This window comes from Rhodoferax sp. GW821-FHT07G04, assembly GCF_059418585.1.
Genome location: NZ_JBWKQD010000001.1, coordinates 395,264 through 412,079, shown reverse-complemented (window position 1 = coordinate 412,079; position 16,816 = coordinate 395,264). Strand labels below are relative to the sequence as shown.

The following is a 16,816-nucleotide window of genomic DNA, read 5'->3' as shown; positions in this document are numbered from 1 at the left end:
GTTGCAAAAAATCTAGATTTGCGCACCTTCGACGAGGAAGCGCACACGGCGCACGCCGTTCCATTCGTCGGCATCCAGCCGGAAAGCGAGCGTGACTTTTGCTGGCAAGGGCTCGGTATGGCCAAACCAGATGCCGTCGACCGGTTGACCCTGGTGCTTGAGCTTCAAAGCCAGGTGTTTCTCGCCGACCAGGCGTTGCGATACCACTTCGACCTCTTCGCTGAACGTGGGCGCCGCAAAGCCCTGGCCCCAGACCTCCTTGTGCAGGGTGTCGACCAGGTCCACGCGGCGGTACTCGGGGTTCAGGGGGCCGTCGGTCTCCAGGCGGCGGGTCAGCGTGGCGGCGTCCAGCCATTCCTGGGCGACCTCGATCAGGCCTTGCTCAAATGCGTCCAGGCCGTCTTCGTGGATGGTGCAACCGGCCGCCATGGCGTGGCCGCCAAAACGCAGCAGCACGCCGGGGTTGCGCTTGGCCACCAGGTCCAGCGCGTCGCGCAGGTGGAAACCGGGGATGGAGCGGCCCGAGCCTTTGAGTTCATGTTCCTTGCCCGGCGCGGCGCTAGCGGCAAACACAAAGGTGGGCCGGTGCAGCTTGTCCTTGATGCGGCTGGCCACGATGCCGACCACACCTTCGTGGAAGTCGGGGTCGAATACACAAATGGCCGGCGGTGCTTCGTCACCTTCGTCAAACAAGGACTCGGCAATGTCCATGGCCTGGTCGCGCATATCGCCCTCGATGACGCGGCGCTCGCGGTTGATGCCGTCCAGCATCTTGGCCAGTTCATCGGCACGCGCGGTGTCGTCGGTCAGCAGGCATTCGATGCCCAACGTCATGTCGCTCAGGCGGCCGGCGGCGTTGATGCGCGGGCCGAGGGCGAAGCCGAAATCAAAGGTGGTGGCCGCGGGGGCGGATCTGCCGGATGCTACAAATAGGCTAGCTACACCCGCAGGCATGGCCAGGGCTCGCACCCGCTTTAGCCCTTGGGCCACCAGGCGGCGGTTGTTGGCGTCCAGCTTGACGACGTCGGCGACTGTGCCGAGGGCCACCAGGGGCAGCAGCACGTCCAGCTTGGGTTGGGTCGCCGCGTCAAAGAGCCCACGCGTACGCAATTCGCCGCGCAAGGCCATCAGCACATAGAACATGACACCGACACCGGCAATGGACTTGCTGGCGAACTCGCAACCCGGTTGGTTGGGGTTGACGATGACATCGGCATTCGGCAACTCGGCCGCAGGCAAGTGGTGATCCGTCACCAGCACCTGCAGTCCCAGCGCACGGGCATGCGCCACGCCGTCGATGCTGGCAATACCGTTGTCCACGGTGATCAGCACATCGGCGCCGCTGTCCTTGACGCGCTGGGCGATGGGTGCGGTCAGTCCGTAGCCGTCCACAATGCGGTCCGGCACGATATAGGCCACGTGCTGGGCGCCCAGCATCTTGAGGCCGCGCATCGCCACGGCGCAGGCGGTGGCGCCATCGCAGTCGTAGTCGGCCACGACGCACAGGCGCTTGTTCTGTGCGATGGCGTCGGCCAGCAATGCCGCCGCTTCGGGCAGGCCCCGCATCGTGGACGGGGGCAGCAGCTTGGCCAGTGCGTCGTCCAGCTCGGAGGTAGAGGTAACGCCACGGGCCGCATACAGGCGGGCCAACAGTGGGTGTATGCCCGCCTGCTCCAGCGCCCAGACGCTGCGCGGCGGGATGTCGCGGGGAATGATGTTCACAGGGTTTGCAGCAGTTGCTGCGACGATGCGGTCGAGAAGCGTTGCTGGATGCGGCCCCACCAGGGCTTGTCTTGCGTCTGTAGCGTGACGGCCGTGCGCTCGCCGCACAGCGTCAACCGCTCGGCCTTGCCTGCCTTCACGCGGCGCAGCATGTCGGCCAGGTGGGTGCTGTCCAGCTCTTGCCAGGCCTGCATCCAGCCGTGGGCGTCGTCTTGCAGCGCGGTCTTGCGCAGGCTGTCCACATGGTCCATGCGCTCGGGTGCCGTGGCGGGGGCCGGGCCGGGGGTGCCGGTGCCGCTGATCCAGAAGGCGTTGATCGTGGCCAGGCCGCGGGCCGTGCGGCTGTCGTTGACGGCGTGGGTGTAGAGCAACATCTGCATCTCGTTGAGCAGGCGGCGCAAGCGCTTGGCGTGCTCTTGCCGGGGCATCCAGGCATCGATGCTGTTGCAGGCCACCCGCTCCAGCGAAGCCGTGGGCAGGTCCTTGAAGATGCTGCCAAAGGCCAGCCAGGTGCCATTGGTCAGCGGGTGCAACGTGACACCGTCTTCTTCAAAGTAGCGCTTCATCGCGGCGCGCAGCGTGTCGCATTCGGATGTGCTGACCTGCAGATCCAGTGGGTCGTCCATATAGACCTGGTTGGCCTGCGCGGTCACGTGGCAGGGGGTCATCCAGGCCCAGCCGGCATCGCCGTGGATCTTGGTCAGGCCCAGGTGTTGTGCGTCGGTCGCAGCCCAGGGAACCAGGCCGTCCGGCCCCTGCAGGCCCAGGCTGTTGGCGCGTATGCGCTCGGCCAGCGGCGTCAGCGTGTCGGGCGAACCCAGCAGAGGTGGGGTGGGGGAGAGTTGGGCCAGCAATTCATTGAGGTTGGGCACGGCCAGCTGGGCAATGGCTTCCTGGCAATTGGAGCCCGTCGGGGCGGCATGGGAAATAAACAGGTGCATGGCTAGATTGTCCCGCATGGATGCCACAATCCGGGAATGTTGAAATTTCCTTATGAGTTGACCATCGGTTGGCGCTACACACGGGCGGGACGCAGCACACGGCGCAACGGTTTTATCTCGTTCATCTCCGGTGTATCCATGCTCGGTATCGCTTTGGGTGTGGCGGCGCTCATTATCGTACTGAGTGTGATGAATGGCTTCCAAAAAGAGGTCCGGGATCGCATGTTAGGGGTGGTATCCCATATCGAGGTCTACGCCCGGGACGGCCAGGCCCTGCCGGATATGGCCCAGACGCTGAAGCAGGCCCGTTCCAACCCTGAGGTTGTGGGTGCTGCACCTTTTATAGCAGCCCAGGCCCTGTTGGCGAGGGGTGAGGACATGAAAGGCGTGATGGTGCGGGGCGTGGACCCGGCCCAGGAGCCCGCCGTGACCGACCTGACCAGTGGCGCCCAGGCCGCCGTGCTGGCCCAGCTGCGGCCCGGTGCGTTTGGCGTGGTGCTCGGGGCCGAGCTGGCCCGCTCCCTGGGCGTGCGCACGGGCGACAAAGTTACCCTGGTGGCACCCAGCGGCCAGGTCACGCCGGCCGGCGTGGTGCCGCGGCTCAAGCAGATGACGGTGGTGGGTACGTTTGACTCCGGCCATTTTGAATACGACTCGGCGCTGGCCATGGTGCATGTGGATGACGCGGCCAAGGTCTTTCGGCTGGAAGGCCCCTCGGGTGTGCGCCTGAAGCTGCGCGATCTGCACGACGCCCGCCGCGTGGCCGACGAACTGAGCCGCACGCTGACCGGCGAGCTCTACATACGCGACTGGACCCGTCAGAACCGCACCTGGTTTGCTGCCGTGCAGGTGGAGAAACGCATGATGTTCATCATCCTGACGCTGATCGTTGCGGTGGCGGCCTTCAACCTGGTCAGTACGCTGGTGATGACGGTGACTGACAAGCGCGCCGACATCGCCATCCTGCGCACGCTGGGCGCCAGCCCGGGCAGCATCATGGGCATCTTCGTGGTGCAAGGCGCCATGGTGGGCGTCATCGGCACGCTGGTGGGGCTGTTGCTGGGGCTGGGCGTGGCCTTCAACATCGACGTGATCGTGCCGGCGCTGGAGCAGTTGCTGGGCGCCACCTTCCTGCCCAAAGACATTTACCTGATCAGCCGCATGCCCAGTGAGCCGCAGCAGGCTGACATCGTTCCCATTGCCATCATTGCGCTGTTCCTGGCCTTTGCCGCCACGCTGTACCCCAGTTGGCGCGCCAGCCGCGTTAATCCCGCCGAGGCCCTGCGCTATGAATGAGACTGTTGTCATCCCCGCGGCCGTAGGTGCTGCCCACTACCGCATGGTGGCAGGCCTGAACGGCGCCGCCGAAACGCCCGCTGCCAAGATCGGCGATGTGGTCTTGCGCGCCCAGGGCCTGACCAAGCGCTTCAGCGAAGGCCGGTTGGATGTCACCGTGCTGCACGGCGTAGACCTGCAGGTGCGCAGCGGTGAGACGCTGGCCATCGTCGGCGCATCGGGCTCGGGCAAAAGCACGCTCTTGCACCTGCTGGGTGGCCTGGATGCGCCTACCAGCGGTAACGTGCACCTGCATGGGCAAGACCTAGCCAGCCAAAGCGCGGCACAGCAGGGCCGTCTGCGAAACAAGCACCTGGGTTTTGTATACCAGTTCCACCACCTGTTGCCGGAGTTCAGCGCGCTGGACAACGTCGCCATGCCTTTGACGATTCGGCGTGTAGCCCTCGCAGAATCTACACGTGCAGCTACGGAAATGCTAGCAAGCGTGGGTCTGAAGGACCGCATGCACCACCGTCCCGCCGAGCTGTCGGGTGGCGAGCGCCAGCGCGTGGCCATTGCCCGCGCGCTGGTCACACGGCCCGATTGCGTGCTGGCCGACGAGCCCACCGGCAACCTGGACCGCAGCACGGCCGACGGTGTGTTCGAGCTGATGCTGGAGCTGGCCCGCGTGCATGGGACGGCCTTTGTGCTGGTCACGCACGATGCGGCGTTGGCGGCACGTTGTGGGCGCATGGTGCGCTTGGACGGTGGTCGGCTCGCGCTGGCCTAGGAGGCTGGGCGGCGGAGCGTTTTGCTCCGTGTCCTCCGCCCGTTCCGGGCTCCCCCTTTAACCTGCGCAAAACGCTCCGCCGCCCAACCTCCCAGGCCGAAGCCCCTCGCTAAACCGGAGCTTCGCTGATGCGGCGCAGTTCCGCGCTGGACAGTATTTCAATGCTCCGGTAGCCCAGGCGAATGATGCCCTGCTGGGCTAGCCATTGCAGTTCGCTGCTCAGCGTCTGGCGCGCAATGCCCAGCATCATGGCCAGGGACTCCTGCGACACCGGCACACGCTGCCGAGGCTCTGCGCTTACCGCCGTATCACCCCGTGTCAGCAAGAGCAGGCGCTGCGCAATGCGTGCCCGTGTGGAGCGCAACGCCACGTCGCCCAGGGCTTCATACAGCAGGCGGTAGCGCCCGGTCACCAGGGCCACCATGGCTCGGGCGAAAGCGGTTTGCTCCATCAGCGCTTCAAAGGCTTCGGCCGGTAGCGCCAGCGCCTCCACCGGCCCCTGGGCCGTCGCATTGTTCAGATAAGGCTGGTGGACGGCCAGCGCGGATTCGCCCACCCAACTGCCAGTCTCTGCCACCGTCATGATGTGCTCCTTGCCGTCGTCGCGCAGCGTGGACAGGCGCACCGCACCGCGCAGCAAGCCGTACCAAGCGCGCGGCATATCGCCTTGGCGGAACAATTGTTCGCCCGATTGCAGCTTCACTAGCGTGGAGCGGGCCACCATGTCCTCCTGCACGGTGAGCGGCAGAGCCGCAAACCAGGGGTTGGTGGCCAGGGTTTGACGCAACGCAGTCGGGTTGGGTTTCATATAGGGTATACGCGTAAATCGTCCAAAACCTGACAGTTCGATGGGGTGGTAGGGGGTATCGTTGCCCGGCACATTGCAGCATTCGAAACCCAGGAGACACCACCGCCATGAACGCCCGCGCCCACTTTACCCGCATGCAGGACAGTACCGCCGAAGACTGGCAACTCATTGGCGGCGAATTCATGCAGTTCGCCAGCAAACTGCCAGATCGTGTGCTGGCCCACCTGCGCCTGCTGGATGGCGACTACGGCGGGTTCCCCATCGACCGCCTGAGCCACTGCCGCCAGACCGCCACACGCGCGCTGCGCGATGGCCGCGACGAGGAATACGTGGTCTGCGCGCTGTTGCACGACATTGGCGACACGCTGGGCAGCTTCAACCACCCCGACATCGCCGCCGCCATCCTCAAGCCCTTTGTTAGCGAGGCCAACCATTGGATGGTGCAGAACCACGGCGTGTTCCAGGGCTACAACTTCTTCCACCACATCGGCATGGACCGCAACATGCGCGACCAGTTCAAGGGCCATGCCCACTACGCACGCACCGAGGAATTCATCGCGCTGTACGACGACCCGGCCTTTGACGCCCATGCCGAGACGCTGCCGCTGTCGGAATTCGAACCCCTGGTGCGCCGCGTGCTGGCGCAACCTCGCAACACCATCTACAAGCCTTCTGCCGAGGTCCTGGCGTGAGCAATTCCACGTCGCTGCCGGGCATTGCGCTGGACGCTTGGTATGCCCAGGGCCAGGAGCTGCACTTTGGCCCACACACCATCCGCTACTGGGTGGCGGGTGATCCGGCGGCCGAGCCCCTGCTGCTGATCCATGGCTTTCCGACCGCGAGCTGGGATTGGCACTACCTGTGGCAGCCCTTGGCGCAGCGCTACCGGGTGATCGCCTGCGACATGCTGGGTTTTGGCTACTCCGCCAAGCCGCAAGGCCATGCCTACAGCCTGCTGGAACAGGCTGACCTGCAGCAGGCCCTGCTGGCCCACCTGGGTGAAACGCGACCGCTGCATGTGCTGGCCCATGACTATGGTGACAGCGTGGCGCAGGAACTGGTGGCACGGCATGTGGAGCAGGGCATCCGTCTGGCCAGCTGCGTGTTCCTCAACGGCGGGCTGTTTCCCGAAACGCACCGCCCCGTGCTGGCGCAGAAGCTGCTGCTCAGTCCTCTGGGAGCGCTGCTGGGCCGGCAGTTCGACCGGCGCAGGCTGGCGGCCAATTTCTCCGCCATATTCGGGGCACATACCCAGGCCAGTGATGCGGAGTTGGATGCGTTCTGGCAACTCATTGCCCACAACCATGGTCAGCGGGTGATGCATCGCCTGATCCATTACATCCCCGAGCGGCGACAGCAGCGCGCCCGCTGGGTGGCGGCCATGCAGGCCACGACGGTGCCCCTGCGGGTGATTGACGGTGCGGTCGATCCCATCTCGGGCGCGCACATGGTGGCCCGCTACCGTGAGCTGATTCCCCGTGCAGACTGCGTGCAGCTGGAAGGCATTGGCCACTACCCGCAGACGGAGGCGCCGGCGCAGGTTCTGGCGCACTACCTGCAGTTCCGTCAGCGCCTGTAGGCCAGAGAACGGGGCGGCTGGGTTAGCCAGCGGCGGCGCCAGCGCACCTCCATCACAATAGGGGGTCACCATGCCCCTCTGGATCGATACCCACTGCCACCTGGATGCCCCCGAATTCGATGCGGACCGCGCTGCCGTGCACGCCGCTGCACGGTCGGCGGGTGTAGCCCATTGCGTGATACCCGCTGTGGAGCGCAGCAATTTCGACATGGTGCGCAATCTGGCCCATGTCGGCGGTGATAGCTACTGCTTGGGCATTCACCCATTGTGCACCCCGCGCGCCACTGCAGAGGATCTGCAGGCCCTTGAGGCCCAGTTGCAGGCCCACCACGCTGATCCGCGCCTGGTGGCAGTGGGCGAGATTGGTTTGGACTATTTTGTGCCGGAGCTGACGCAAGGCCCTTTGCGCGAACAGCAGGAGCTGATGTACCGCGCACAACTCAAGCTGGCCCGCCAGTTTGGCTTGCCCGTGGTCCTGCATGTGCGCCGTTCGGCCGACCGTGTGCTCAAGCATTTGCGCGACCTGGTCCGCAACGGTCCGGCATGGTCCGGTATCGCCCACGCCTTCAACGGCAGCGAGACGCAGGCGCGGGAATTCATCAAGCTGGGTTTCAAACTGGGCTTTGGCGGTGCCGTCACCTTTGAGCGGGCGCTACAACTGCGCCATCTGGCGCAGACGCTGCCGCTGGAGTCCATCGTGCTGGAGACCGACGCCCCCGATATTCCGCCCCACTGGCTGTACACCACCCAGCAGGACCGCCAACGCGGTGTTGCCCAGGGCCGCAATGCACCGGGTGAGCTGCCCCGCATAGCAGCGGTAGTGGCGGGCCTGCGCGGCATCAGTGCAGAAACCCTGGCGCAAGCCAGCACCCACAATGCCTGCCAGGCTTTACCAAAACTTCAAGGGCTGCTGGTATAACCCCAAAACCATGGTCAGAAAAGAACTACTCACACTGCCTGAAGTCAATTTCTCCGACGAAGGCCCCATACGCCACCTGCATCTGGACAGCATCTGGATCCAAGGCTCCATGTTGATCAGCGCCCCCACGGTGCTGGTGCACGAATACATACAGCGCATGATGGCCTGGCTGTTGTTTGTAGACCCTGCCAGTGTGGGCCAGCGCCAGGCCCTGCAATTAGGTCTGGGGGCAGGTTCATTGACCAAGTTTTGCCACAAGATTTTGCGGATGAAGACCACGGCGGTGGAGCTCAACCCCCAGGTGCTGGCCGCCTGCCGCGGCTGGTTCAAGCTGCCGCCGGATGACAACCGTTTGAAGGTGGTGCTGGCCGATGCCGAGCAGGAAATCAAGCAAGCCCATTGGCATGGTGCAGTAGATGCTTTGCAAGTGGATCTGTACGACCAGGAGGCGGCTGGTCCAGTGCTCGACAGTGCCGCGTTTTACGCCGACTGCCGCAAGGCCCTGACCGACGACGGCTGCATGACGGTCAACCTGTTCGGCCGCTCGTCCAGCTTCAATCGAAGTGTGGAAAATATGGCTACCGCCTTTGGTGATGACGCGCTCTGGGCCTTCAAGGCCACGCGTGAGGGCAACACCGTGGTGCTGGCGCAGCGCACGCCGGTGCGCCCCTCGCGCACGGTGCTGATGGAGCGGGCCGAAGCCATCCAGCGCCAGTGGGGCTTGCCTGCAGACAAGTGGGTCCGCGTCTTTAAACCGGTGACAACATGAATACGAAAACACATACTCCCCATCACCAGCCCACCGCCAAGCACCACAGCACCCACGCCGGCCCCATAGACTGGCGCCGGCTGGTGGAATGGTTGCATGCCGACGGAATCATTTCGGAAGAGCAGGCCAGCAAGACCATTGCCCGCTGCGCGCAGGCCGAGAGTGTGCAACACCCCATGGTGCGCCTGGCGGCCGTTTCCATGCGCCGTGAGTCCGACAACAAGGTGCTGGATATTGAACTGTTGACCCAGTGGCTGGCCGACCGGGTGGGCATGCCCTATCTGCGCATCGACCCGCTGAAGGTGGACGTCAGCAAGGTGGCCGATGCCATGGGCGCCGTGTATGCCGAGCGGCACCGCATCCTGCCGGTGGCCCTCAATGCCAGCGAGATCACGGTGGCCACCTCCGAGCCCTTTGTCGTGGACTGGGTGGCCGAGGTCGAGCGCCAGTCGCGCCGCAGTGTGCGCCGCGTGCTGGCCAGCCCGCAAGAGATCCACCGTTACACGGCCGAGTTTTACGCGCTGGCCAAGTCGGTCAAGGCTGCCAACAAGGCTGGCAACAACAGCGGCGCCAGCTTTGAGCAGTTGGTGGAACTGGGCAAGTCCAACAAACAGCTGGACGCCAATGACCAGAGCGTGGTGCAGGTGGTGGACTGGCTGTGGCAATACGCCTTTGACCAGCGCGCCAGCGATATCCACCTGGAGCCGCGGCGCGAGCAGGGCGTGATCCGGTTCCGCATCGACGGCGTGCTGCACCCGGTGTACCAGATGCCCATGGGTGTGCTCAACGCGATGACGGCGCGCATCAAGCTCTTGGGCCGCATGGACGTGATTGAAAAACGCCGCCCGCTGGATGGCCGTATCAAGACCCGCAACCCCAGCGGTGATGAGGTCGAAATGCGGATATCCACGCTACCCACCGCCTTTGGCGAGAAGATGGTGATGCGTATCTTTGACCCCGAGACCACGGTCAAAGACCTGGACGCGCTCGGTTTCTCCAGCCACGATGGCCAGCGCTGGGAGGCGCTGGTCAAGCGGCCGCACGGCATCATCCTGGTCACGGGTCCCACGGGCTCGGGCAAGACGACGACGCTGTATTCCACGTTGAAGCGCGTGGCCACCGAAGAGGTCAATGTCAGTACGGTGGAGGACCCGATCGAAATGATCGAGACCGCCTTCAACCAGACTCAGGTGCAGCCGCAGATCGACTTTGGTTTCCCGCAGGGGCTGCGGGCCTTGATGCGGCAGGATCCGGACATCATCATGGTCGGCGAAATCCGCGACCTGGAGACCGCCGAGATGGCGGTGCAGGCCGCGCTGACGGGCCACCTGGTGTTCTCCACACTGCACACCAACGACGCGCCTTCGGCCGTGACACGGCTCATGGAGTTGGGCATTCCGCAGTACCTGATCAACGCCACACTCCTGGGCGTGTTGGCCCAGCGCCTGGTGCGCACGCTGTGCAAGAACTGCAAGGTGCGTGACGAAGAGGCCAACCGTGATGCGCTGACCGAGATGATCAAGCCCTGGCAGGTCAACGGCGGCTACAAGCCCTACAAGCCGGTGGGCTGCGTGGATTGCCGCATGACTGGTTTCATGGGCCGCATGGGCCTGTATGAGTTGTTGACGGTGACCGATGGCTTCAAGGCCAAGGTCACGGCCGACCCCAGCATCGACGCATTGCGCAAGCAGGCTATCACCGACGGCATGCGTCCGCTGCGACTGGCCGGCGCGCTGCGGGTGGCTGAAGGGCAGACCGTCATCGAAGAGGTGCTGACCTCCACGCCGCCCCTGACTTGAAGCCACTTTACCCACGGTTTACAAATAAAAGAGGCCCGATCTTCGGGGTATTCCCTATACTCAGGCCCCTTATCCACAACGGGCCTTTTCCATGAACTCAGACAGTTCCAGGCCTCCACCGCAGTGGATGTTCGCTTAGACACCGAGTAGTGGTCTACAACGTACATCCCGCCGGCACGGAGGCTTTCATCACGCTTCATGTGCCTGGCAGGCGATGTGCTCGCTCAGGGGTTGGTCCCCAGTCTGCATTTCCTCCAGGTCGTTAAAAAACCAGACGCTCGCACGGGCGTCTTTGGCCCTTGCCTATGGTGCAAGGGCGCAAGGGGAATGTGCAATGGTGACCCAAAAAGCAAAAGCATTTGTTCGCAGACTCGGGCCTGGCCTGATTACCGGCGCGGCGGACGATGACCCCAGCGGCATCGCCACCTATTCGCAAGCGGGCTCCCAGTTCCGCTTCTCACTGGTCTGGACGCTGCTGATCACCACGCCGCTGATGATTGGCATCCAGATGCTATCGGCCCGTATTGGCTGGGTCACGGGCGAGGGCCTGGCAGCCAACATCAACAAGATGTGCCCGCGCTGGCTGACCACGGCGCTGGTGACCCTCTTGGTGGTGGCCAACACGATCAACATCGCGGCCGACATTGGCGCCATGGGCGAGGCGGCGCGGCTGTTTGCCGGTGGTTCGCTGCCCTTGTATGTGATTGCCTTTGGCGCAGTGTGCATTGGCATGCAGGTCTTTTTCTCGTACGAGAGCACGGTGCGCATCCTCAAGTGGTTGACGCTGGCCCTGTTTGCCTATGTAGCAGTCATCCTCAGCGTCAATGTGCCTTGGCGTGTGGCCCTGACCGAGTCGGTGCAGCCCTGGGCCTTTGTGCCCAAGGACATTTCGCTGAAAGACTATGCCTCCATGGTTGTTGCGGTGCTGGGTACCACGATCAGCCCCTATCTGTTTTTCTGGCAGGCTTCGCAAGAGGTGGAGGACAACCACCGCCGCCCCGAGGCACAAGAACTGCGCTTGCACCCGGAGTACGCGGCCGAGCACTTGTCGCGCATCAAGCAGGACACCGTGGTGGGCATGACCTTCTCCAACGTGATTGCGCTGTGCATTGTGGTGGCGACGGCGGTGACCTTGAACGCCCAGGGCATCACCAGCATCCAGACCTCTGCGCAGGCGGCCGAGGCGCTGCGCCCGGTGGCGGGTGAGTTTGCATTCGCCATCTTCGCGCTGGGCATCATTGGCACGGGCCTGCTGGCGGTGCCGGTGCTGGCCGGCTCGGCCGCCTATGCGGTCAGCGAACTGTATGGCTGGAAGGCCGGGCTTTCGCACGGCTTCCACGAGGCCAAGGGCTTCTACCTCATCATCGTGGCGGCGACCGGCATCGGCACCTTGCTGGGCTACCTGGAGGTGGACCCGATGAAGGCGCTGGTCTGGAGCGCCATTGTCAATGGCGTGATCTCGGTGCCCATCATGGCGGTGCTGATGTGCATAGGGCAGTCGCAGCGGCTGATGGGCGACTACACGATCACCCGGCGGCACCGGATCTTTGGCTGGGCCGCGACCGGCGTCATGGCGGTGGCGGTTGTGGTTATGCTTGCCACCGGTTAACCATCATGCATTGCAAGGAAGGCAGAGATACGCATGGACATCGATCCTCTGGGCGCCGTGGAATCGGCCAAGGCCGAGCCCGAGCCCACTAACACCAACACCGCGGCCAAGAAGGCCGCCTGGCTGAACCCGGCCGTAGCCATCACTGTGGCGCTCTTGGCCACTTTCATGGGCATCTGCAAGGTCAAGGACGACAACATCGTCCAGGCCATGCAGCAGGCCCAGGCCGACAAGCTGGACCACTGGCAGTTCTACCAGGCCCGCAATATCCGCGAAGAAATCGCCAAGTCCACGGCGGTGCAGTTGCGCCTGCAGGCTGCGTCCGCACCGCCCAAGATGGAAGCGGCCTACCAGGAGCAGATAGCAGCCTACGAGCAATTGGCCAAGGAGCAGCACCAGAAGAAGGAAGAGCTGAAAACCCAGGCCGAGAAAGACCAGGCTACCTACGATGCGCTCAATTTCAAAGACGATCAGTTCGACCTGTCCGACGCGCTGATTGCGATCGCCATCTCACTATTGGCCGTGGCCTCGCTGACCCAGTTGCCTTGGCTGTTTGCCGTGGCCCTGGTGCCGTCCGGCTTTGGTGTGCTGATGGGCATGTCGGGGCTGGTGGGGCTGGGCATCCACCCCGACTTCCTGATCAAGCTGCTGAGTTAAGTTCGGACCTGCTTGCGGTTGATGGCCTGGGTCAGCAAGCCTGGCAGCATGGCCAGCATGCGTTCGGCCTGGCGCCCGGGCGGTGCGCTGCTGGCATAGTGCGCATACAGCGGCAAGACCGGCAGCTCGTGCAGCTCCACGGCCACCATGGTTGCGGGGTCCAGGTTGCTGGCGGTCAGAAAATCGATGACCGTCCAGCCCAGCCCTAAGCGAACCAACTCCAGCGCCAAGCGCGAGGTTTGCACCTGTATGCCCGAGGCCATATTGACGCCCAGGCGTTGGCCCAGCTCGTCGATGACGGCGCGCATAGGGTCGTCACCCACCAGGCGTATCAAGGGCGTGTTGGACATGAAGGAGATCGGGTCGGCCCGTTTCACGCGCACGGCGCGCAGCCAGATCTCGCGGGTCACGGCCAGGTGCAGGCGCCCGCTGATCAGCAAGCGGTTCTCCACCTGCGGATGGGGGTGGGGGTAGTAGCCCAACGCAAAGTCCACGCTACGGTCCTTGAGTACGGCCACCATCTGGTCCTGGTGCAGCGTACGCACCTCCAGACGCACATGGGGGTGGCGTGCGGCGTGCTGGGCCAGCACCGTGGGCAAAAACTCATGTGAGATGGAAGGAATGGCCGCCAGGCGCACCTGGCCTTGGTCCACTTCGCGCAGGTTGACGGCAATGCTGCGCAACTGGTCCAACTGGCGGTGGATGCTGGCCGACTCTGCGAACAGCACCTGGGCCTCTGGCGTGGGCAGCAGTGCCCCCTTGCTGCGGGTGAAGAGCTTGTAGCCCAGTTGCAATTCCGTATGCCCAATGGTCTTGCTGACGGCCGAGGGCGTGATGCAGATCAGCCGCGCGGCTGCGCTCATATTGCCGGTCTGCATAACGGCCTGGAAGACTTCGAGTTGGCGCAGATTCATGCCCGGGATTGTGCCGCTGCATGGCGCTAATGGGGTGTGAGTTTTGCTCATACCCTGCTGGCGATTATTCCGCGTTTACCGGAGTAAAGGCTTCTTACCATGGGCGTCCCTGCGGCACGGCCTGCAGGGAACTCAATTAAAAACCTGGAGAAACCCAATTGTTGACATCTTCCCAACACGTTCAAAACCTCGTTGCCGGTCTCGTTTTGTCGGCCGCCGCCAGTTGCGCCATGGCCCAGGCCGCCAAACCCAATGTGGTGATACTGGCCACCGGCGGCACCATTGCCGGCGCGGGTGCCTCAACCGTCAACAGCGCCACCTACGCCGCGGCCAAGGTGCCAGTGGACAAGCTGATCGCCGGCCTGCCCGAGCTGTCCAACGTGGCCAATGTCAAGGGCGAGCAGGTGTTCCAGATCGCATCGGAGAGCTTTACCAATGACAACCTGCTGAAGCTGGGCCGCCGCGTGTCGGCTCTGGTCAAGCAGGCCGATGTGGACGGCGTGGTGGTGACCCACGGCACCGACACGCTGGAAGAGACGGCTTATTTTTTGAACCTGGTCATCCACACCGACAAGCCCATCGTCGTGGTCGGCTCCATGCGCCCGGGCACGGCCCTGTCGGCCGACGGTGCCTTGAACCTGCTCAACGCAGTGACCGTGGCCGGCAGCAAGGACGCGATCGGCAAGGGCGTGCTGGTCACGATGAACGACGAGATCCAGAGCGGGCGCGATGTCAGCAAGAGTGTCAACATCAAGACCGAGGCCTTCAAGAGCCAATGGGGTCCACTGGGCATGACGGTGGAGGGACACAACTACTGGTTCCGCGCGCCGGTGAAGCGCCATACTGCGCAGTCGGAATTCAACATCGACAGCATCGACACACTGGCCCCGGTGGACATTGTCTACAGCTACGGCAACGTGCCGCGCACGCTGTTTGATTCCACCGGCAAGTCCGGCATCAAGGCTTTGATCCATGGTGGACCCGGCAATGGCTCGGTAGCGGACCGCATCGTCCCAGCCTTGCAGGAGATGCGCAGCCAGGGTGTGCAGATCATTCGCTCGTCCCGCGTGCCGGACGGCTTTGTGTTGCGCAATGCCGAGCAGCCGGATGACAAATACGATTGGGTCGTGGCCCATGACCTGAAGCCCCAGAAGGCCCGCATTCTGGCCGCTGTCGCGTTGACCCAGACGCAGGACAGCAAGGAACTGCAACGCATCTTCTGGCAGTACTGATAGCTGATTTGGCCCTGCCTTCCGGGGGATGCCGGCAGCAGGGCCGACTACAGGGTATTTGGGGAGTCGGTGTCTCTATACTGGCTGTCCCTCACACATTGCGCACCCATGGAACCCCACGACCTTCACCTGTACGTTGACGCCCAGTACGCAAGCCCTTATGCGATGTCGGCCTTCGTCGCGCTGCACGAGAAGCAGTTGCCGTTTGGGTTGACTACGGTGGACCTGGCCGCCCAGGCCAACCGTATGGCGGATTATGCTGGCCTGTCATTGACGCGCCGGGTGCCTACCCTGGTGCACCAAGGCTTTGCCCTGTCCGAGTCGTCGGCGATTGCTGAATATGTGGACGAGGTCTTTCCCGGCCCGGCCCTGTACCCGCGCGAGCCCCAAGCCCGCGCCCGGGCCCGCCAGGTGCAGGCTTGGCTGCGCAGCGACCTGATGTCGATTCGGCAAGAGCGCTCTACCGAGGTGGTGTTCTATGGTGCTGCCGGCTCCGCCTTGTCCGCGGCGGCCACGCAGGCGGCCGAGAAGCTTTTTGCCGCAGCGGAGGCTCTGTTGCCCTTGGGCGCGCAGAACCTGTTTGGAGCCTGGTCTATCGCCGATGTGGACCTGGCCTTGATGCTCAACCGTCTGGCCCTGCACGGGGATACCGTGCCAGACAGGCTGTTTGCCTATGCCCGCCACCAATGGCAGCGTCCCTCGGTGCAGCTATGGGTGAGCCAGTCGCGCCCGCCGCTGGTGTGATGCCGTTCCGGGAGTGGCTTATGGAAAACTGGACGCTAGCCCTCGTCAAATAAACCTGTAGTGCTACCTTTTGTATAGCGACCTCGGCCTGGCTGCTAGCTGACCTCAAACGACACCAAGGGCGCCTTGTCCGCATGGATCTGGCAGCCCAGGGATAGTTGCCCAAAGCCGACCAAAAAGCATTCGGTGCGCCGCAGCGCCACCGCCTCGGCCTGGTTGCCGAAGTACACCCAGGTGCCGAAGCTGGAGGCATCGGCCAACACGATCTGCCCGCCGCGGCTGCGTATCGTGGCGTGGATGCGGGAGACCCGCGGGTCCAGCACCGGCAGCGAGGCTTCGGTGGAGCGGCCTATCGTGATACCGCTGGCATTGAGCTGGAAAACCTGGGTGCGGCCCTGCAGCGTCAGCGCCAAGGTCTGGTGTTGGTTGGGGGTGTACATGGACATACCCATCGCGGTGGCGTCCAGATCGCGGTCGGTCTGCCACTCCACGCGGTATATGTGAGAGGTCTGCGCCTTGCCGCGCAGGTGCATAGGCCCCAGGCTGCGCAACATCGCGCGGTGGGCCGCCACCAATTCTTCCCATACATGTTGCGTGGTCAGAATCTGGTCGGCTCCGGCCAGGTCCGCCAGGCGGGATGCGCTGTTGACGGCATCGCCAAAGCAGTCGCCGTCGATTTCAACCAGCTCACCCGATTCCACGCCCATCTGCATCTGTATGGCGGAGGCCCCCGGCGCCGGTATCACTGGGTCAGACTTGAACCGGGTTTGCAGCGTCACGCAGGCACTGACGGCGCTGCCCGCATCCGGGAAAACGGCAAATACGCCGTCGCCCAACAGCTTGACAACCCGGCCCTGGTGCTGCTCAAACACCCTGCCCAGCAGGCCGGTCAGGCGGTTCATCAGCAGCGAGGCATTGGCATCACCCAGTTGTTCGAACAAACCCGTGCTTCCAACAACATCGGCAAAGACAACGGTAGGCATCAATGGGCTTTCGACAGGGAGGTGTAAGGCGCATGGCGCCTACTGGCGCAGGGTTGGGTGATCGTATCCGGTTCA

At 63.8% G+C, this 16,816-nt stretch carries 16 protein-coding genes; 11 read left to right on the top strand and 5 right to left on the bottom strand.

The window, feature by feature from the left end; genetic code table 11:
• Positions 1 to 12 precede the first annotated feature (12 nt).
• On the bottom strand, positions 13 to 1,722 hold the full coding sequence (gene recJ / locus AC07OO_RS01845; protein WP_495080349.1) for a single-stranded-DNA-specific exonuclease RecJ: 1,710 nt from the start codon (positions 1,720 to 1,722) through the stop codon (positions 13 to 15).
• On the bottom strand, positions 1,719 to 2,663 hold the full coding sequence (locus AC07OO_RS01840) for a phosphoglycerate mutase (RefSeq protein ID WP_495080348.1): 945 nt from the start codon (positions 2,661 to 2,663) through the stop codon (positions 1,719 to 1,721). The genes recJ and AC07OO_RS01840 overlap by 4 nt, the downstream gene beginning before the upstream one ends.
• Positions 2,664 to 2,702: 39 nt before the next feature.
• On the opposite strand from AC07OO_RS01840, the gene AC07OO_RS01835 reads away from it, so the two are divergent.
• Together AC07OO_RS01835 and lolD are read left to right on the top strand one after the other, a co-directional pair.
• Entirely contained in the window at positions 2,703 to 3,959 is a 1,257-nt protein-coding gene (locus AC07OO_RS01835; RefSeq protein WP_495081757.1) for a lipoprotein-releasing ABC transporter permease subunit, read from the top strand.
• Between the two features lie 43 nt (positions 3,960 to 4,002).
• Positions 4,003 to 4,728, top strand: a complete 726-nt coding sequence (lolD, locus tag AC07OO_RS01830) for a lipoprotein-releasing ABC transporter ATP-binding protein LolD (protein ID WP_495081756.1) — start codon at positions 4,003 to 4,005, stop codon at positions 4,726 to 4,728.
• A 109-nt stretch (positions 4,729 to 4,837) separates the two neighbouring features.
• Here the strand turns inward: lolD and AC07OO_RS01825 are convergent, their stop codons facing one another.
• On the bottom strand, positions 4,838 to 5,536 hold the full coding sequence (locus AC07OO_RS01825; RefSeq protein WP_495080347.1) for a Crp/Fnr family transcriptional regulator: 699 nt from the start codon (positions 5,534 to 5,536) through the stop codon (positions 4,838 to 4,840).
• Between the two features lie 107 nt (positions 5,537 to 5,643).
• Between AC07OO_RS01825 and AC07OO_RS01820 the strand changes: the two genes are divergently transcribed.
• The 7 genes from AC07OO_RS01820 to AC07OO_RS01790 all read left to right on the top strand — a co-directional run bounded on the left by AC07OO_RS01820 (position 5,644) and on the right by AC07OO_RS01790 (position 12,868).
• Positions 5,644 to 6,228: an HD domain-containing protein gene (locus AC07OO_RS01820; protein ID WP_495080346.1), complete on the top strand. Its 585-nt coding sequence runs from the start codon at positions 5,644 to 5,646 to the stop codon at positions 6,226 to 6,228.
• On the top strand, positions 6,225 to 7,115 hold the full coding sequence (locus AC07OO_RS01815; protein WP_495080345.1) for an alpha/beta fold hydrolase: 891 nt from the start codon (positions 6,225 to 6,227) through the stop codon (positions 7,113 to 7,115). The genes AC07OO_RS01820 and AC07OO_RS01815 overlap by 4 nt, the downstream gene beginning before the upstream one ends.
• A gap of 70 nt (positions 7,116 to 7,185) precedes the next feature.
• On the top strand, positions 7,186 to 8,034 hold the full coding sequence (locus tag AC07OO_RS01810) for a TatD family hydrolase (protein ID WP_495080344.1): 849 nt from the start codon (positions 7,186 to 7,188) through the stop codon (positions 8,032 to 8,034).
• A 10-nt stretch (positions 8,035 to 8,044) separates the two neighbouring features.
• Entirely contained in the window at positions 8,045 to 8,803 is a 759-nt protein-coding gene (locus AC07OO_RS01805; protein ID WP_495080343.1) for a class I SAM-dependent methyltransferase, read from the top strand.
• A complete protein-coding gene (tfpB, locus tag AC07OO_RS01800; protein ID WP_495080342.1) occupies positions 8,800 to 10,602 on the top strand; it encodes a type IV pilus assembly ATPase TfpB in 1,803 nt (600 codons plus the stop codon). Before AC07OO_RS01805 ends, tfpB begins: the two co-directional genes overlap by 4 nt.
• A 334-nt stretch (positions 10,603 to 10,936) precedes the next feature.
• Positions 10,937 to 12,211, top strand: coding sequence for an NRAMP family divalent metal transporter (locus AC07OO_RS01795; RefSeq protein WP_495080341.1), 1,275 nt, complete (start codon positions 10,937 to 10,939; stop codon positions 12,209 to 12,211).
• Positions 12,212 to 12,244: 33 nt separating this feature from the next.
• Complete coding sequence (locus AC07OO_RS01790) at positions 12,245 to 12,868, top strand: DUF4337 domain-containing protein (protein ID WP_495080340.1); 624 nt, start codon at positions 12,245 to 12,247, stop codon at positions 12,866 to 12,868.
• Here AC07OO_RS01790 and AC07OO_RS01785 read toward each other — a convergent pair.
• Positions 12,865 to 13,782, bottom strand: coding sequence for a LysR family transcriptional regulator (locus AC07OO_RS01785; protein ID WP_495080339.1), 918 nt, complete (start codon positions 13,780 to 13,782; stop codon positions 12,865 to 12,867). The genes AC07OO_RS01790 and AC07OO_RS01785 overlap by 4 nt on opposite strands.
• A 230-nt stretch (positions 13,783 to 14,012) precedes the next feature.
• Here AC07OO_RS01785 and AC07OO_RS01780 point away from each other — a divergent pair, with 230 nt between their 5' ends.
• Both AC07OO_RS01780 and yfcF read left to right on the top strand, forming a co-directional pair.
• Positions 14,013 to 15,014 carry an asparaginase gene (locus tag AC07OO_RS01780; protein ID WP_495081755.1) on the top strand — a complete coding sequence of 334 codons (1,002 nt, stop codon included), beginning with the start codon at positions 14,013 to 14,015 and terminating at the stop codon, positions 15,012 to 15,014.
• Positions 15,015 to 15,122: 108 nt separating this feature from the next.
• A complete protein-coding gene (gene yfcF, locus AC07OO_RS01775; protein WP_495080338.1) occupies positions 15,123 to 15,758 on the top strand; it encodes a glutathione transferase in 636 nt (211 codons plus the stop codon).
• 95 nt (positions 15,759 to 15,853) lie between these two features.
• Here yfcF and AC07OO_RS01770 read toward each other — a convergent pair whose 3' ends face one another.
• Positions 15,854 to 16,741, bottom strand: a complete 888-nt coding sequence (locus AC07OO_RS01770) for an adenylate/guanylate cyclase domain-containing protein (protein WP_495080337.1) — start codon at positions 16,739 to 16,741, stop codon at positions 15,854 to 15,856.
• Positions 16,742 to 16,816: the final 75 nt, after the last annotated feature.

Excerpts from the sequence above, each read along its gene's own strand:
- yfcF (WP_495080338.1), top strand. The coding sequence starts at position 15,123 with ATGGAACCCCACGACCTTCACCTGTACGTTGACGCCCAGTACGCAAGC.
- AC07OO_RS01770 (WP_495080337.1), bottom strand. The coding sequence starts at position 16,741 with ATGCCTACCGTTGTCTTTGCCGATGTTGTTGGAAGCACGGGTTTGTTC.
- AC07OO_RS01805 (WP_495080343.1), top strand. The coding sequence starts at position 8,045 with ATGGTCAGAAAAGAACTACTCACACTGCCTGAAGTCAATTTCTCCGAC.
- AC07OO_RS01810 (WP_495080344.1), top strand. The coding sequence starts at position 7,186 with ATGCCCCTCTGGATCGATACCCACTGCCACCTGGATGCCCCCGAATTC.
- AC07OO_RS01820 (WP_495080346.1), top strand. The coding sequence starts at position 5,644 with ATGAACGCCCGCGCCCACTTTACCCGCATGCAGGACAGTACCGCCGAA.
- AC07OO_RS01840 (WP_495080348.1), bottom strand. The coding sequence starts at position 2,663 with ATGCACCTGTTTATTTCCCATGCCGCCCCGACGGGCTCCAATTGCCAG.
- lolD (WP_495081756.1), top strand. The coding sequence starts at position 4,003 with ATGGTGGCAGGCCTGAACGGCGCCGCCGAAACGCCCGCTGCCAAGATC.
- AC07OO_RS01780 (WP_495081755.1), top strand. The coding sequence starts at position 14,013 with ATGGCCCAGGCCGCCAAACCCAATGTGGTGATACTGGCCACCGGCGGC.
- tfpB (WP_495080342.1), top strand. The coding sequence starts at position 8,800 with ATGAATACGAAAACACATACTCCCCATCACCAGCCCACCGCCAAGCAC.
- AC07OO_RS01785 (WP_495080339.1), bottom strand. The coding sequence starts at position 13,782 with ATGAATCTGCGCCAACTCGAAGTCTTCCAGGCCGTTATGCAGACCGGC.
- AC07OO_RS01825 (WP_495080347.1), bottom strand. The coding sequence starts at position 5,536 with ATGAAACCCAACCCGACTGCGTTGCGTCAAACCCTGGCCACCAACCCC.
- AC07OO_RS01790 (WP_495080340.1), top strand. The coding sequence starts at position 12,245 with ATGGACATCGATCCTCTGGGCGCCGTGGAATCGGCCAAGGCCGAGCCC.
- AC07OO_RS01795 (WP_495080341.1), top strand. The coding sequence starts at position 10,937 with ATGGTGACCCAAAAAGCAAAAGCATTTGTTCGCAGACTCGGGCCTGGC.